Origin of the sequence: Lentzea sp. NPDC059081, from assembly GCF_042738015.1 — a bacterium.
Taxonomy (GTDB): domain Bacteria; phylum Actinomycetota; class Actinomycetes; order Mycobacteriales; family Pseudonocardiaceae; genus Lentzea.
Genome location: NZ_JBHYGW010000009.1, coordinates 199,647 through 216,451 on the forward strand (window position 1 = coordinate 199,647; position 16,805 = coordinate 216,451).

Consider the following 16,805-nt stretch of genomic DNA (forward strand, 5'->3'; position numbering starts at 1 on the left):
ACTAGGAATCGATCTTGTCCCAGTCAGTGCAGTGCGGGGGCGTTCTCGGGGTGGAGCCAGCTCCACCCCGAGAGCCGGTTGTCAACCGCGGTGCCACTTCTGGTTCGTGCCGTTGTTGCACTCCCACAGGACCAGGTCGGCGCCGTCGGCGGTGCTCCAGGCCTTGATCTCGACGCACTTGCCCGTCTGCGGGTTGACCAGGCTTCCGCCGGGCCGCAGGACGAACTGCTGCGCGCCGTTGCCCGAACAGGTGGCGAGCTGGACGGTCGTCCCGTTCGCACTGGAGCCGCCTGCCACGTCCATGCACAGGCCGCCGGGCATCCGCAGGGTCCCGTCGACGAACTGCCAGCTCTGGTTCTCGCCGTTCGTGCAGGTCCAGGCGTTCAGGCGTTGCCCGTCGCGGTAGGCGAAGCCCGGCACGTCGACGCACTTGTCGCTCCACTGGCTGATGAGCACGTTCCTGCTGCCGGCAGGTTTCGCGGCAGGGGTGACCGCCTGCATCACCACGGTGCCGACGGACTCCAAGGCTTTGGTGTCGTCGCGCGGAGTCTGGGCGTCCCACCGGTTCCAGCTGACGTTGAGATCGGTGCGCCGGGTGTTCCACGCGGCGTCGGCGTTGCGTTTCATCCAGTCGTAGTAGCTGTCCCAGAGGTTGTTCTCGCGCACGAGCTCGCCGATGCCGCGGGCGAACTCCGACTGCCAGGTGCCGTCACGCGTGCCGTTGGTCATGATCCCGTTGCTCGTGCGGTCGCGGATCACCCAGTCCGTCGTGCGCCGCGCGTCGTCGAGGATCGACCCACGCCCGTTGTTGCGGTAAAGGGCCTGTGCCGCACTGACGAACGCCCCGGCGGCGTAGACGTTCTGGTCGCCGGACAGCCTGCCGTCCGCGGTGATCGTCTCGTGGACGCCACCCGTGGAGCGGTCCAGCAGCGTGCTCCACACCCAGTCGTAGACCGCCTGGGCCTTGTCCAGGTAGCCGCGGTCGTTGGTCACCTCGTAGATCAGGGTGCCCAGGATGACCGCCGGGCTGTTGCTCAGCGCGTTCTTGTCCTTCTTCTCGACGCTCCACCAGATGCCGCCGCCGAGCGCGCCGTCCCGGCCCCGGTCGTGCACGCGGTTGAACGCGTACTTGGCCTGGTCGAGGTAACCGGTGTTGCCGGTGATCTTGTAACCGCGGACGAACGCCAGCCCCGCCCACACCAGGTCGTCGTTGTACTCGTTCCAGTTCCAGTCGCGGAGACCGCCGCTGCCCTGGTTCTGCTGCAGGAACGTGTCGAGCAGGCGTGCCACCAGGTCCCGCGTCGCGCTGCCGCGGGTGGTCTCGTAGACGTCCTCGACCGCCTGGATCTCCAGCGCTTGACGCCAGAAGTAGTCCTTCTCGCCGTTCGAGAGCGACGTCTTGTAGTAGCGCTGGTTGCCGTTGCTGAGCAGGAACGCGTTGTTGAACGCCGTCAAGGCCGTGTCCGGGTTCGTGCTCAACGGAGTGATCTCCGCGGCACCGGTGGCCGTGGACGACACCACGGTCGCCGCGACCACCGCGGCAGCCAGAACGGTGCGCGCCAGGCGCCCGGTCATCTACAGCCTCACCAGGTACACCTTGGCCGATCCCCAGCCTTCGGGACCGGCGACGCGGACGAGGTGACAGCCGGCCGTCAGCGTCAACGACCGCGTGCGGTACACACCCTGCGCACCACCGACGTAGCCCAGTTCCAGCCCGTCGACGTAGGTGTCCCAGTACGACACGCCCCCGACCTCGTACTCGACGGCGTACTCGCCATCGGCCGGCGCCGTGGCGTCGAAGTCCGTGACACCGGTGACGGTGCCGAGCAGCTGCCTGCTCTCCGCTTGCGCACCGGCGGTGGACGCGGTCGTCGCGACCGCGCTCGTGGCACCGGCGACGCTCGTGAGACCGAGCACCGCGAGCAGGACGGCTCCGGTGGCGACCTTCGTGAAGTGCTTCACCAAGACTCCTTGCTTCCCATCGGTTCATCGTCAGCTGCGGCGGCGGCGCGACACCGTCCGATGTGGACGGAATCGAGGTGTGAGAGCGCTTTCATGGTTGTGCGTCCCGGCGACCGCTGTCAAGAGAGGGCACCGCGGGATGAGCACCGCTGGACACCCCTGGGCACCGCGGCCGCTCGACGTCGCGACGCGCGTCAGGCGTCGTCGGCCGGGAGGTGGAGCTCGCTCCACCTGGCCAGCGGCCGGAGCACGACGATCAGCTCCTCGGCGCCCGGCGTGAGGGCGTACCGGATCTGGACCGGCGTGGTGGGGATGACCGTCCGCTCGATGAGCCCGCGGCCCTGCAACTGCTTGAGCCGCAACGTCAGCAGCGGGTCCGAGATGCCGGGGACGAGCGCGCGGTACTCCTTGAACCGCCGGGCGCCCTGGGCCCCGGCGAGCAGGATCGGGCCGGTCCAGCGGGCGCCGAGGATGTCGAGCGCGCGGATGATCCGGTGGCAGTTCTCCTCGTCGACAGCCTTGGTCACTTCTCCAAAGTAAGCAACTTCGGTGACCTTTGCCAGTGCCACCGGGGCGCAGCAGGCTTTCCCCGACCCGGTCGAGACCTCTCGCGGGCCGGACGAGGAGACGATGATGACGACAGTTCTGGTGGCGGGCGCGACCGGCAGCCTCGGCAGCCTGGTCGTGCGGAACCTGCTGGCACGCGGCGCCGACGTGCGCGCACTGGTCCGCGAGTCCTCTGTGGACAAACTCCCGGCGCACCCGCGGCTGGCCACGTGCGTCGGCGACCTGACGGACGGCGCGGACGCGCTGCAGCAGCACGTCGACGGCGTCGAGGTCGTCGTGTCCGCCGTGCAGGGCGGGCCGGAGGTCATCATCGACGGGCAGCGCGAGCTGCTGCGGGCCGCCGAACGGGCCGGTGTCGCACGGATGATCCCGTCGGACTTCTCGATCAACCTGCACGGCTACGGGTACGGGGTCAACGTCCTGTCCGACCTCCGCCGCGTGTTCTCGGAGTCGTTCGCCGGCTCGGCGGTCGCGCGCACGTCGGTGGCGGTCGGCGCGTTCCCCGAGTACTTCCTCGGGGCGGTCCACGAGGTGCTGGACCCGGCGGCCGGCACGTTCTCCGTGTGGGGCGACGGCACGCGTCCCGTCGACATCACCACCATCCCGGACACCGCCGCGTTCACGGCCGCGATCGCGCTCGACCCGGCGACCGCGGGCCGCGACGTGCACGTCGTCGGGCAGCAGCTGACGATGCTGGAGCTGCGCGACGAGGTGGAGGCGGCGTCCGGGCGGCGGTGGGAGCTGGTGCGCAGGGGCACGGTGCAGGACCTGCGCGCGGAGGTCGCGCGCCGCCAGTTCACCGCGTCCGCCCTGTTCGAGTACGTCGCCCTGCAGTACCAGGTGGCCATGTACGACGGCACGGGGTCGCTGCGGGACGTGCGCAACGAGGACTACCCCGACGTGACGCCGACCTCGGTCTCCGCGTACCTGGCGGGACCGGGTGCGGCGCACTTCCGGGAGCCCGCGGCCCCGCTGCGCCGCGACGACTGGCCGACGGCGGTCTGAGAGCGTGCACGGGACCGCGGACCCGAACGGCCCGCGGTCCCGTGTCACTACGCCTGACCGATCGCGAACACGTGGATGTTCGCGTTCGTCGGCAACGTCACCGACGCGATCTGCTTCCCCTCCGGAGCCTCGAACGGTGTGGTGGCGAAGACCGACGCGCCCGGCTCCGGTCCCTTCGGCCGGTTGCGGTACTCGGCGCGGGCGACCTGGGTGTTGCCGAACACGGGGTGCTGCCCGCCGCCGGGCAGCACCCAGTCGCCGAACGACAGGTCGGCCTCGGCCGTGCTGCCGTCGGTGAACGTCACCTTCGCGGTCGCGCGCTGGTCCCCGTTCGTGGCCGCGCCGACGAAGGTGAGCCGGGTCGCCGGTGTCCCCAGCGCGATGCTCTGCCCCGCGGGCACGACGTTGTCCGGGCGGCCGGCGGGAGCGGTGGGCCAGGTGAACGCCGTGCCCGCGACGTCGTAGGTCGCGCCGCCCACCAGTCCCGCGGCCGCCAGCGACTGCCGGGAGTAGCTGTTCCCGGCACCGTCGAGGTCCGCCGACCCCACGTCGCCGTCGTCGGAGACGCCGACGTCCGAGTACGCCGCGGCGAGGCCGTCCTTCTTGGTCACCAGCACGACCACCGAGCTGGTCGACGACGTCCCGCCCGCGCCCCGCACGGTCAGCGGCAGCTCGCGGTAGCCCTCGGGCGTTCCCGCCGCCGCGGCGACGGTCAGCGTCGCTTTTCCGCTGCCGGTCCGGTCGTCGAGGTCGACCCGCCGGGGTCCGGTCACGGTGAGGCCTGCCGGGGCCTCGGTGGTGACGCCGAGCGAACGGTCGCGGCCGCCGAGCCGTTGCGCGCTCACCTCGACCGTGCTCGTGGCACCGGGTTCGACGACGACCTGGGTGGCGGCCTCGGCCAGGAACGGCTTCTCACCGTCGCGATAGGACGGTGGCGTGCTGTTCGCGGCCCAGCGCTGGTCCGGAGTCGCCGCGAGCGCGAAGTCCAGCCTGCCACCGTCGTGGAAGGTGTCCCCCGGCAGGTAGGTCCGGTCCCAGCGGTGACCGTCGAGATCGAGCCGGTGGACGTACGGCGTGTCCGTGGCGGCCTCGGGCGCGCGGATGTCGAGCTTGCGCCCGTTCGGCAGCGAGATCACCGCGCGTTCGAACAACGGGCTGTGCACGACCAGGTCCGCGGTGCCGGGCGTGGACGGGTAGATGCCCAGCGCCGCCCAGACGTACCACGACGACATGGCGCCGAGGTCGTCGTTGCCCGGTGCGCCGTCGGGCGTCGCGCTGAACAACGTCGTGGCGATCCGCCGGACGACCTCCTGCGCCTTCCACGGCTGCCCGACGTGGTTGTACAGCCACGGCACGCCGAAGTTCGGCTCGTTGCCGATCCACATGTACGGCTCGTTCGGCCCGATGTTGAGCTTCTGGAAGAACGTGTCGAGGCGCTGCGAGACCGCCGCCGGGCCGCCCATCGCCGTGACGAGGCCCGCCGGGTTCTGCGGCACCATCCACGAGTACTGGGCGGCGTTGCCCTCGTCGAAGCCGTTCTGGCCGAACTTGCCGGGCCGCGGCGGCACGAAACCGGGACCGTCCGGGAACCTTCCGTCCTGTCCCCGTGGCGCCACGTGGTCGGTGATCGGGTTGAACACGTTCTGCCAGTACTGGCCGCGCCGGGAGAACTCGCGCGCGGTGGCGGGTTCGCCGATGGCCTGGGCGAAGCGCGCGATGGCGAAGTCGTCGACCGCCCACTCCAGCGTGATCGACGCGCCGACACGGGCGTGGTCGCCACGCGCGGCGTCGTTGTTCGGCATGTACCCGCGGGCCACGTACTGCTCGATGCCGGGCCGTTCCCGGTACGCGCCCGGCGTGTTGTCCACCGAGGTCGCGCCCTTGACGAGGTACTTCAGCGCCGTCTTCACGTCGAAGTCGCGCGCTCCGAACGCGTGCAGCGCGGAGACGAGCGCCACCGAGCTGTCGCCCGTCATCTGACCGGTGTAGTCGTTGGCCACCGGCCAGCGCGGCCACCAGCCGCCCTGCACGGCGTCGTTGGTCAGCGACTGCGCCATGTCGCTGGCCTCGCGCGGGAAGAGCATGGCCTGCAAGGGCGCGAGCGACCGGTAGGTGTCCCAGTCGGAGAAGTTCGCGTACTGGTGCCGGCCCCTCGGCAGCGTCCTGACCTGGTTGTCGAACCCGATGTACTGCCCGTCCGCGTCGTCAAAGGTGTTGGGGTGCATGAGGGAGTGGTAGAACGCCGTGTAGAACGACCTGAGCTGCGCCGGGTCCCGTCCCGCGACCCGGATCTTGCCGAGCGCCGACGACCACGCGTCCCTGGTGGACTTCCTGACCGCCGCGAAGTCCCAGCCCGGCACCTCGGCGGCCATGTTCGCCCTGGCGCCGTCGACGCTCACGTACGACATCGAGACCTTCGCCCGCACCACACCGGAGCCGAACGTCAGGTACGCGCCCGCCCGGGACGCGTCGGCGCTGTCCGCGCCGGGAGTCACGGCGCGGCCGTCCCACGTGCCGTGCGCGGTGAACGGCTGGTCGAAGGCGACCTGGTAGTAGAGCGTGTACACGTTGCCCTTGCCGCAGAAGTCACCGCTGGTGGCCATGCCGCTGAGCTCGCGGTCACCGGTGATCCGCACCTGCGCGCGGGAGTTGCCCGCGAGGCTGCCGCCCGCCTTGACCAGCACCTGCGGCGTCGAGCCCTCCGGGTAGGTGAAGGTGGCCAGCCCGGTGCGGGTGCTCGCGGTGAGCTCCGTGCGGACGTCGCCGGCCGTTACGGCGTAGTAGCCCGGCTCGGCCTGCTCGCCGTCGTGCGTGAACTCCTCCGTGCGGTCCCAGGGGGCGGTGCCGACGTCGCCGGTGACCGGCAGCAGCGGCACGTCGCCGAACGCCGTGCACCCGACCGACGCGTGCGTGAGGCTGAAGCCCCGGATGCGGTCGGAGTGGTACTGGTAGCCCGCGTACGAGCCCTGGGTGTCCGGCGAGAACTGCATCATGCCGAACGGCGTGGACGGGCCGGGGAAGTTGTTGATCTCCCCCACCGTCGCGCCGCCCTTGCCCGTCCCGATCATCGGATCGACGTGCGCGACCGGATCGCTCACCGGATCGCTCACCGGGGCGGACATCGTTGTCGGCGCCGCCACCGCGGCGGTGGGCGCGCCCAGCACCACCGCCACGACCGCCGCCACCGCGAACCTGACTCGCACCGGGCCTCCCCCTGTTGTCCACGCTGACGTTCTCGAACCTTCCGACCAGGAGAGGCGGCGTCAACGTTTTGACAAAGACTTGGCTTGTGGAGCGGAGGCACACGATGACAACCATGTCAACGGGAGCGCCTACCACGCCGGGCCCGGCACCGGGGCGCCCGCACAGCTGCCCGTCGACGTGCGGCCGGTGTCGAAGAACGTCACCGCCGTCTCCGCGCACGGCAGGTCCTGCAGTGAGCAGTGGGCGTCGTCCTCGACCGTCATCAGGTCGCCACCGATGCGGGCGCGCATCTCCACGGCCCAGCCGATCGGCGTCACCGGCTCGTACAGGTGGCCGACGAGCTGCACCGGGCTGGTACCGGGCTTGAGGTCCCACGGCCTCCCCGGAGTCGGCCAGCCGACGCAGCGCTGTTCGTAGATCCCGAACCGGCCGGCGACCGGGAAGCGGCCGGCCCGCTCCTCGTGGTGGCGCCACACGGTCTCGAAGTCGCGGGCGCTGGGCGAGTCGTTGCACAGCAACGCGGTCTGCGGGAACGGGTCGTACCGGTGGACGTCCGCGTCCCAGCCGAGGCCGCCCGGACGCCGCGGCGCGACCGCCCCACTGTCCATGATGGACCTGAGCCGGACGGCGATGCCGGCCCATTCCCTGCGGGGGTTGGCGTACATCATGTTCACGGTGTCGCCGTCGACGACCGTCCCGTCGGGCAGGGTGCGCGGGTGGGCGGTCAGTTCGGCCCGCAGGTCCAGAAGTGTCTGTGCGACAACGGGTTCCGTGACGCCGAGGTGGTACACGGCGTCGTAGCGAGCCAGCCAGGCGGCGAACTCGTGGAACGTGTTCTCCCCCGCGTTCGCCTGACCGTCGTCCATGTTCCGCACGTCGAGCACGGGTGGCACCACGGAGTCGAGCAGCATCCGGTCCACGTGCGCGTCGAACAACGTCCGGTACATCGCCCCGAGCCCGGTGCCCCACGAGACGCCGTAGTAACCGATCTTCGACTCGCCGAGCGCCGCGCGGATCACATCCATGTCGCGGGCGACGTTCTCGGTCGTCATCGACCGGGCCAGGTCCGGGTCGCGGTCGAAGCACTCGCGGTTGCGCCGGGCGTCGCGGCCGGCGGTGAACCGGGCGCGGTCCTCCGGCGACAGCGACGGGTCCGGCTGCGTCTCGTCGGGCTCGCAGGCGATGGCCGTGCTGTAGCCGATGCCGCGCGGGTCGAAGCCGACCAGGTCGTGCCGGAGGGTGAGCCCGCTCGCCCCGCTGTCCGCGAGCACGCGCGGCATCGTCACGCCCGGCTGGCCGGGGCCGCCGGGGTTCACCAGGACCGCGCCGGTCCGGTCCCCGGTGGCCCTGATCCGGCTGACCGCGATCTCGATCTGCCGCCCGCCGGGGTTCGCGTGGTCGAGCGGGACCCGGACCATCGCGCACTCGGTGCGGTGGTCGTCCCGGTCCCAGCCGGTGGCGATCTCCGCGCACGGTTTCCAGTCCGGTTGTGCCGCGGCGGACGCGACACCACCGGTGCACAGCGCGGAACACAGGAGCACGGGCAGCAGGAGGTTCTTCCTCGGGTTCATTCGGTGTCCGCCTTGATCGCCGTCAGGATCGGGATGCGCACGGCGCGGCGGGCGGGGACGAAGGCCGCGGCGACGCCGATCGCCACCGTGATCGCCATGAACACGGCCAGCCGGTCCCACGGCAGCACCGGGGTGGTGTTCGCCTGCCCGCTCACGGTCATCGCGCCGATCACGCACCCCGACACGACCCCCGCCAGCGCGCCGATCACCGCGATCACCACCGACTCGATCCGCAGCACGGACCCCACCTGGGACCGGGCGAGCCCGACCGCGCGCAGCAGGCCGATCTCGCGGATCCGCTCCATCGTGGACATCGTCATGGTGTTGACCACCGACAACGCGCCGATCAGGACCGAGACGCTCAGCATCGCGTAGAGCAGGTTCAGGAACAGGTCGTACTGCGCGCCCTGCGCCTTCACGTACTCGTCGCGGGTCTGCACCAGCAACGCCGGGTTGTCCAGCGCGGCGCGGATGCCGTCGCGCACCTGCTCAGCGGAACCGCCGGCCTTGACCAAGACCTCACGGGTGTAGAGCTCGTCCGGCGGGAGGTTCGCCGTGTCGACGAGGGCGCCGGCGTCGAACTCCTCCGGTGCGGTGAAGATCGCCACGACGGGCAACGGCTTGTCGGCCCTCACCGTCGTACCCAGCGTCCAGCCGTGCCGCACGGCCACGTCGCGCTCGACCGCGATGCCCGTGCCGAGCCGGTCCAGTGAGCCCTCGTGGACCGTCAGCGGTACCAGCGCGGCGATCGCCGCAGCGTTCACCCCGGTCACCGGCAAAGAGCCCTTGTCCAGCGGCAGCAACGCCTGGCGCAACGCCGTGACGTGCTCGACGCCCGGGACCTTCGCGATCTCGTCGGCCACTCCGGGGTCGATCTCCGCGTACGGGAGCGCTTCCACCCGCACGTCCGCGTTGTTCCAGGTCCTGGCGGTCTCCTCGCTCTTCGCCGAGACCGACGCGATCGGCACGGTGACCGCGGCGCACACCGAGAGCCCGATCATGAGCGCGCTCGCGGTCGCACCGGTGCGGCGCGGGTTGCGGCGCGTGTTCTCCACGGCGAGGGTCCCGGTGAGACCGGCGAACCGGGTCAGCGGGCGGCGCAGCACGGACGTCAGCCCGGCGGCGAGCAACGGCGTGAGGACGACCAACCCGATCAGCATGGTCGGCGCGCCGAGGTAGATCATGGTCTGCTCGCCTCGCCCGAGGACGACCATCAGCGTGCCGGCGGCGGTGACGACGAAGCCCACGACGTTCCTGCGGCGCAACGACTTCCCGGTGGGCGGCAGACCGGTGCGCAGTGCCGCGATCGGCGGAACGGCGGCAGCACGCCGGGCTGGGACGTACGCGGCCAGCAGGGTCACGCCGAGCCCCACGCCGAACGCCGCGAGAATCGTGACCGGGGTGAACGGCCGCAACGGGATCTGCGCCCCTTCGAACACGGCGAACCGCGACTTCAGCACCGCCGCGCCGGCCACGCCCAGCACATGGCCGAGCACGGTGGCGACGACGCCCAGCAGCACCGCCTCGGTGAGGACCAGGCGCAGCACGTACCGCCGCCCGGCGCCGATCGCCCGCAGCAGCGCGTGTTCGCGCGCCCTGGCGGCGGCGAGCATCGTGAAGGTGTTGGCCACCAGGAAGGCCGAGGAGAACAGCGCCACGCCCGCGAAGATCAGCAGGATCATGGTCAGCTTGTCGTTGCCGCTCGCCTCCAGCCTGGTCAGCTCGTCGGCGGTGGACGTGCGGAGGTCGGGCAGTGCCTCGCGCACCGCGTTCGCCAGCACGGCCGGGCCGGTGCCGGGCGCGGCGGTGAGGAGGGTCGCGGTGTGGCCGGCCTCGCCAGGGTCGAACTGCCGCCGCGCGGTGGCGTCGTCGAACGCGACGAGCGTGCCGCCCTGCACGATCCTGGTGTTCTCGAAGTCGAACACCCCGCTGAGCCGGACGGTGCGCGCCGTGCCCGCCACGACGACCCGCATCGAGTCGCCGACCCGGTAGCCGGTGCGGTCCGCGGCCCGCCGGTCGAGCGCCACCTCGTCCGGTCCGGCCGGAGCCGTGCCGCCGACCAGCCGATGGCGTTGCGGGTCGAACCCGACCCCGCCGTCCGACCCCGAGGGGCCGACGAGCTGGCCGTCCTTGCCGACCAGGAACGCGGGCCCCTCCGAGACGGGCCGCAGTTCGCCCACCCCGGCGACGCCGCGCAGCCGTTCGACGGTCTCGGGCGACAGGGAGTCGTTGCCGCGTTCCTCGACGCGGACGTCGAAGTCCTTCGGCGCGCCTTCCACGGCCGCGCGCACGGTGTCGCCGTAGACGAGCGACCCGGTGACGAACGCGACGCCGAACACGATCGCGATCGCGGGCAGGAGGAAGCGCAGGCGGTTGTCCGTCATGGACCGCCAAGCCACGCGGAGCATCAGCGCACCACCTGACCGTCGAAGCGGCGCATGCGGTCGAGCACCAGGTCCGCCGTGGGGCCGGTCATCTCGTCGACGATCCGGCCGTCGGCGAGGAACAGCACGCGGTCCGCGTACCCGGCGGCGATCGGGTCGTGCGTGACCATCAGGACGGTCTGGCCCCACTCCTTCGCACAGCGGCGCAGGAGCTCGAGGATCTGCGCGCCGCTGCGGGAGTCGAGGTTGCCGGTCGGTTCGTCGGCCACCACGATCTCCGGCCGCGACACGAGCGCCCGCGCGCAGGCCACGCGTTGCTGCTGACCGCCGGACAGCTCGGCGGGCCGGTGCTCCAGGCGATCGGCGAGCCCGACCGCCTCGACGACCCGGCGCGTCCAGACGTGGTCCGGCTTCACGCCCGCCAGGGTCAGCGGCAGGACGATGTTCTCCCAGGCGGTGAGCGTGGGCAGCAGGTTGAACGCCTGGAAGACGAACCCGATCCTGTCGCGCCGCAACCGCGTCAGCTCGGCCTCCTTCAGCGAGCCGAGGTCGACTCCCCCGACCCACGCCTTGCCCGACGTGGGCGAGTCGAGCCCGGCCATGCAGTGCATGAGGGTGGACTTCCCGGAGCCCGACGGCCCCATGACCGCGGTGAACTCGCCGCGCCGGAACCGCGCGGACACCCCGGCCAGCGCCGTCACCGCGGCCTGCCCGGACCCGTACACCTTGCCGAGCTGGTCGGCCACCGCCACCGTTCGCTGATCCATCGGACACCGTTCTCGTCGACTTCGGGGACGTGCCCAGCCTGCTGACGGGAGGCGGCGCGCGGATCCATCGCACTGCCGAGTGATCGCGGGGGTGTCTCCGCCGAACGGTTGAGGCAGCCGGCTCCGGCTCTGACCTACCGTCGCCGGTATGACGGGCATCCTGGCGCGGCTCACGTGGTGGCAACGCGTCGTCCTCGGGCTGATCCTCGCGGCCGGCGCCGCCGTGCTGGCCCTCGACGTGCTCTCCGCGCCGAGCACGTACGGCGCGGTGGGCGTGCTCGTCTGCGGGCTGCTGCCGTCGGCGGCGCTGTTCACGCGCACCCTCACCACGTACGCCGTGGCGGGCGTGGCGACCGCGTCGATCGCTTTCACCGTCGTGTGCGCGGCCTTGCTGCCGGGCAAGCTCGACAACACGTTCGGGTTCTTCGAGCTGATCGGCATCGCCTGCCTGTCCGTGCGGACCCTGCAGGCGTTCGGCGCCTGGCGGGCGACGTGGCTGTGCGCGCTGCTCGGGCTCGCGGCGACCGTGCTGCCGTTGCGCCTGGACGCGCTGGAACCGGGGTGGATGGCCTCGATGGGCGTCACCATCGCGCTGGTGCTGGCGTTCGTCCTCCTGCTGGGCCTGGTCATGCGGTTGCACGACCGCGGCCGCACCGACGCGTTCCAGCTCGCACGGCAGGCGCAACGGCTGGAGTACGCCCGCGACCTGCACGACTTCGTGGCCCACCACGTGACCGCCATCGTGGTGCAGGCCCAGGCGGCCCGCTTCGCCACCGGCGAGGGCCGGCTGCCGGACCCCGCGGTGCTCGACAAGATGCTCGACGGCATCGAACGGGCCGGGTCGCAGGCGTTGACGTCGATGCGGGGCATGGTCGACGTCCTGCGCGACGGCACCGCCCCGACCCGTCCGCAGCAGGCGCTCTCGCTGATGGTGAACGACCTCGCGACCAGCTTCGCCGGTGCGCCGGTCACCACGTCCGTCGACCCGGCGCTCGCCTCCCTTGACCTGCCGGCGACGACGGTCGACGCCGCCCGGCACGTGGTGCAGGAGGCGCTCACCAACGTGCTCCGGCACGCCACCCGCGTCACCGGGGTGCGGATCAGCGCCCGCACCGACGGGAAGGAGCTGGAGATCAGCGTCACCAACGACGGCCAGGCGGGCGGCACGAGCCTGCCCAGGGGCGGGTTCGGCCTGGTGGGACTCGCCGAACGGGTGGAGTCGGCCGGCGGCAGCCTCCGCGCGGGCCCGACGTCCCGCGGCTGGGCGGTCACGGCCCTTCTGCCATCCTCGGCCGCATGACGATCCGGGTGCTGGTCGCCGACGACCAGGAGATGATCCGCTCGGCGTTCGGGATGATCCTCGGCACGCAGCCCGACATGGAGGTCGTGGCGAGCGTCGCGGACGGCGAGAGCGCGGTCGCGCAGGCCCGCCGCCTGCGTCCCGACGTGTGCCTGCTCGACATCCGCATGCCCGCGCTCGACGGCCTGGAGGCGACGCGGCTGCTCGCCGGACCGGGCGTGGACGCACCGCTCAACGTGCTCATCGCGACGACGTTCGACCTCGACGAGTACGTCTACCGGGCCTTGCGGAACGGCGCGTGCGGGTTCCTGCTCAAGGACATGTCCCCGGCGCTGCTGATCGAGGCCGTCCGCGCGGCGTCCACGGGTGCCGGCCTCATCTCGCCCGCCGTGACGGTCCGGCTGCTCGCGAAGCTCGCCCCGGCACGGGACTCCGCGCCGGACAGGCCGCTGCCGGAGCCGCTGACCGACCGCGAGCTGGACGTGGTGAGGCTCGTCGCGAACGGCCACACCAACGACGAGATCGGCGCCAGGCTGTACGTCTCCCTCGCGACCGTGAAGACGCACCTGGCGAACGCGCAGCGCAAGCTCGCCGTCCGCAACCGCGTCGAGGTGGCGGCCTGGGCGTGGCGCACCGGCGTCGTCACCGGCTGACGGGTGACCACAAAACGTCGTTCAGCTCGCGGACGACGAACCTGAACACCGTCCTCGCCGCTTGACTCGGGCCCGGCCCGTGCCGCGTCCACCGTCCTCGGCACGGGCCTCCCCCGAAGGGCGAGGAGATCCCCGTGGCACGAAGAGCGGTCGCGCTCATGCTGGCCTGCGCACTGGCCGGGGCCGCCGCCCCGGCCGGAGCGGAACCAGCCGAGCCGGCACCGGCCGTCGCGCACGACCAGTCGAAACAGCACCACCTCACCACCGTCACGCTCGTCACCGGCGACAAGGTCGTCGTCGACGGAGGCGTGCTCGTCTCGGTCACCCCCGGCCCGGACCGCGAGGGCGTCTCGTTCCAGGTGGCCGAGCACGCCGGCCGCGTGGAGGTCGTCCCCTCCGACGTGGTCGCGTCGCTGGCCGAGGGACGGGTGGACCGGCGGTTGTTCGACGTCACCGGGCTGGTCGAGGCCGGGTACGACGACGCGCGGCGCGACACGGTGCCGGTGATCGTCTCCGGTGACCGCCCGCCCGCGGGGGCCGGGGTGGCCCTGGACCTGCCCGCCGTGGACGCCGTGGCGGCCGAGGTGCCGAAGGCGACCGGCTGGCGGGAGCTGCGGCGGTCCCCCGGCAAGGTGTGGCTGGACGGCGTGGCCCGTCCGCTGCTCGACCGCAGCACCGCCCAGGTCGGCGCGCCGGTGGCGTGGGCGGCGGGACTCACGGGCGCGGGCGTCACGGTCGGCGTGGTCGACACGGGCATCGAGGGCGAGCACCCGGACCTCGCCGGGCAGGAGGTGGCCGGCCGCGACTTCACCCGTGAGCAGGACGGCGTCGACCACTACGGCCACGGCACGCACGTCGCGGCCATCATCGCGAGCCACCGCGCGCCGTACCGGGGCGTGGCACCGGACGCCCGGTTGCTCGACGCCAAGGTCTGCGACGCCAGGGGCGCGTGTCCCGAGTCGGTGATCATCGAGGGGCTCCGGTGGGCCGCGGAGCAGGGCGCGGACGTGGTCAACGTCAGCCTCGGCCTGCCCGCCACCGACGACCTCGACCCGGTGGAGGCCGCCGTGGACGCGCTGTCCGCGGAGCACGGCACGCTGTTCGTCGTCTCGGCGGGCAACTCCGGCTTCTCCGGCGCCGCCACGGTGCTCTCCCCCGGCACCGCCGACTCGGCGCTGACGGTCGGCGCCGTCGACCGCGACGACTCGCTCGCCGACTTCTCCAGCCGCGGCCCGCGCGTGCCCGACGGCGCGGTCAAACCCGACATCACCGCGCCGGGCGTGGACATCGTCGCGGCCAGGGCGAGCACCGGCACGTTCCCCGGCACCCCCACCAGCCCGGACCACACCACCCTGTCCGGCACGTCGATGTCCTCGCCGCACGTGGCGGGCGCCGCGGCACTGCTGGCGCAACGGCACCCGGACTGGACCGGCACCCGGCTCAAGGCCGCGCTGACCGCCTCGGCGAAGCCGAACGCGGCACTCGGCGTCTTCGAGCAGGGCTCCGGCCGCCTCGACATCGCGGCCGCGCTGGCCACGACGGTCACCAGCGAGCCCACGTCCGTCGTGCTGAGCCGCCAGGAGTGGCCGCACGACGACGACGTCCCGGCGGTGAAACCCCTGGTCTACCGCAACGACGGCACGCAACCGGTGACGCTGGACCTGGCGGTGCGGGGTCGCGGGCCGGACGGCGCCGAGCACCCGGTGTTCTCGGTGTCGCCGGCGAGGATCACCGTCCCGGCGGGCGGCACCGCCGAGGCCTCCGTGACCGGAGACGCGCGGAAGGGGTCCGTCGACGGCGTCTACTCCGGGTCGGTGGTCGCGAGCACCGGCGGGGCGGAGGTGCTGCGGACGCCGGTCGCGATGAACCGGGAGGAGGAGAGCTACCCCGTCACGTTCGCCTTCCCCGGTGCGCCGGAGGGCGGCAGGGCGACGTCGGTGCTGAACACGGCCACGGGTCAGCAGACCTACCTGCGGGGCGACACCGCGCGGCTGCCGAAGGGCGACTACCTGGCGCAGGCGTTCCTGGGGCCGGACACCGGCCCGCAGACCATCGTCACCCGGCCGGACCTGCGGGTGGCCGGACCGACGCACGTGGTCCTCGACGCGCGCACGGCGGGCCCGCTGGAGGTGGCGGCACCCGACCCGGCGGCCGTGCCCGGTGTGCACCGCCTGTCGGTCCAGCGCAAGATCGGCGGCACGACCACGAGCCTCGGAGTCGTGTCCCCAGCGGGCTTTCCGGCGGGCACGCGGGTGGGTCACGCGGGACCGCCGCTGCCGGACGGGGACCTGGACGTGTTCGTGTCCGCGCAGTTCACCGGCCCGTCCGGGCCCTACTGGCTGGGGTGGACCGAACAGGGCCGGGTGCCCGACGGGTTCGTGCGCAAGCCGCGGGCGCGGGACCTCGCGAAGGTGCGCACCTCGATCGGTCCCGCGGCACGAGCGGACCACCAGGACGTCCTCGAGATCATGGTGTCCCCGTCCGGCGGGCTCGGACCGGGCTTCCTGGCGGACGTGTCGTCCAGCCGCGCCGTGACGCGGTACACCACAGCGGACACCACCTGGCGCACGGTGTTCTTCGCGGGAGAGGTCTTCATGCTCGGGAAGTTCGAGCGCTACGGCGCGGGCCGCACCCACGAACGCACTTTCGCCGCACCCGTCATCGGACCGGTGATGTACAACGACGGCGAACCGAGCCTCACCCGCACGGGGAACGAGGTCGTGGTGTCGCTGCCGTTGTTCGGCGACCGCGAGGGCAACCAGGGCTACTCCGGTGTCACCTCCGCGCGCACGGACCTGCACCGCGACGGGAAGATCGTCGGCCACAGCGACGCCGCCGGGTACGGGGTGTTCACCGTGCCGCCGGGCCCCGGTGCCTTCCGGGCCCACGCCGAGGCGACCCGGTCGGCCGGGATCTCGGAGTTCGGCACGCGCGTCGCGGTGGACTGGACGTTCCGCTCGGACACCACCTCCGGCCAACGGCGGCTGCCGATGTCGGTGGTGCGGTTCACGCCGGCGCTCGACGGCACCGGCAGCGCACCGGCGAACCGGCCACTGGCCGTGCCGCTCGTGACGGACCGGCAACCGGGCGCGGACACCCCGCCGTTGCACCACTTCCGCGTCGAGGCCTCCTACGACGACGGGGCGAGCTGGACGGGCGTCCCGGTGCTGGGCCGCACGGCGCTGGTCGGCAACCGGGCGGGAGCCGGGACGTTCGTCTCGCTCCGGGTCCGTGCCTCCGACGGGCGCGGCGGCGAGCTGGACCAGACGGTGATCCGGGCCTACCGGCTCGGCTGACCGGCTGCGGGGGGCGCCGGGCGGACCGACGAGGTTCCGCCCGGCGTCAGCACGTGCCCGGGCACCCGGTGCTCGACCGGGGCACGGCGTTCGGCA

Annotated in this window: 11 protein-coding genes; 4 read left to right on the forward strand and 7 right to left on the reverse strand. The window is 72.4% G+C overall.

The genetic code is table 11. The features are described 5' to 3' along the window. Positions 1–81 precede the first annotated feature (81 nt). The 3 genes from ACFWV3_RS22060 to ACFWV3_RS22070 form a co-directional block, all read right to left on the reverse strand. Positions 82–1,575: a glycoside hydrolase family 76 protein gene (locus ACFWV3_RS22060; protein WP_382413289.1), complete on the reverse strand. Its 1,494-nt coding sequence runs from the start codon at positions 1,573–1,575 to the stop codon at positions 82–84. Then, the gene (locus ACFWV3_RS22065) at positions 1,576–1,962 is read right to left on the reverse strand and encodes a hypothetical protein (RefSeq protein ID WP_382413290.1); all 387 of its coding nucleotides are present in this window, start codon (positions 1,960–1,962) and stop codon (positions 1,576–1,578) included. A gap of 194 nt (positions 1,963–2,156) precedes the next feature. Then, positions 2,157–2,489 carry a winged helix-turn-helix transcriptional regulator gene (locus tag ACFWV3_RS22070; RefSeq protein WP_382413291.1) on the reverse strand — a complete coding sequence of 111 codons (333 nt, stop codon included), beginning with the start codon at positions 2,487–2,489 and terminating at the stop codon, positions 2,157–2,159. Positions 2,490–2,511: 22 nt separating this feature from the next. Here ACFWV3_RS22070 and ACFWV3_RS22075 point away from each other — a divergent pair, with 22 nt between their 5' ends. Continuing rightward, a complete protein-coding gene (locus ACFWV3_RS22075; RefSeq protein WP_382413292.1) occupies positions 2,512–3,534 on the forward strand; it encodes an NmrA family NAD(P)-binding protein in 1,023 nt (340 codons plus the stop codon). A 47-nt stretch (positions 3,535–3,581) separates the two neighbouring features. On the opposite strand, the gene ACFWV3_RS22080 is transcribed toward ACFWV3_RS22075, so the two are convergent. The 4 genes from ACFWV3_RS22080 to ACFWV3_RS22095 all read right to left on the reverse strand — a co-directional run bounded on the left by ACFWV3_RS22080 (position 3,582) and on the right by ACFWV3_RS22095 (position 11,460). Then, the gene (locus tag ACFWV3_RS22080) at positions 3,582–6,737 is read right to left on the reverse strand and encodes a GH92 family glycosyl hydrolase (protein ID WP_382413293.1); all 3,156 of its coding nucleotides are present in this window, start codon (positions 6,735–6,737) and stop codon (positions 3,582–3,584) included. 129 nt (positions 6,738–6,866) lie between these two features. Further along, the gene (locus ACFWV3_RS22085; RefSeq protein WP_382413294.1) at positions 6,867–8,309 is read right to left on the reverse strand and encodes an alpha/beta fold hydrolase; all 1,443 of its coding nucleotides are present in this window, start codon (positions 8,307–8,309) and stop codon (positions 6,867–6,869) included. Continuing rightward, a complete protein-coding gene (locus ACFWV3_RS22090) occupies positions 8,306–10,717 on the reverse strand; it encodes an ABC transporter permease (RefSeq protein WP_382413295.1) in 2,412 nt (803 codons plus the stop codon). The genes ACFWV3_RS22085 and ACFWV3_RS22090 overlap by 4 nt, the downstream gene beginning before the upstream one ends. Then, entirely contained in the window at positions 10,717–11,460 is a 744-nt protein-coding gene (locus tag ACFWV3_RS22095) for an ABC transporter ATP-binding protein (RefSeq protein WP_382413296.1), read from the reverse strand. Before ACFWV3_RS22095 ends, ACFWV3_RS22090 begins: the two co-directional genes overlap by 1 nt. A 148-nt stretch (positions 11,461–11,608) precedes the next feature. Between ACFWV3_RS22095 and ACFWV3_RS22100 the strand changes: the two genes are divergently transcribed. From ACFWV3_RS22100 to ACFWV3_RS22110, 3 genes are all read left to right on the forward strand, one after another. Continuing rightward, complete coding sequence (locus ACFWV3_RS22100) at positions 11,609–12,760, forward strand: sensor histidine kinase (protein WP_382413297.1); 1,152 nt, start codon at positions 11,609–11,611, stop codon at positions 12,758–12,760. Next, positions 12,757–13,413: a response regulator gene (locus ACFWV3_RS22105; protein ID WP_382413298.1), complete on the forward strand. Its 657-nt coding sequence runs from the start codon at positions 12,757–12,759 to the stop codon at positions 13,411–13,413. The genes ACFWV3_RS22100 and ACFWV3_RS22105 overlap by 4 nt, the downstream gene beginning before the upstream one ends. A 134-nt stretch (positions 13,414–13,547) precedes the next feature. Beyond that, on the forward strand, positions 13,548–16,709 hold the full coding sequence (locus tag ACFWV3_RS22110; protein ID WP_382413299.1) for a S8 family serine peptidase: 3,162 nt from the start codon (positions 13,548–13,550) through the stop codon (positions 16,707–16,709). Positions 16,710–16,805: the final 96 nt, after the last annotated feature.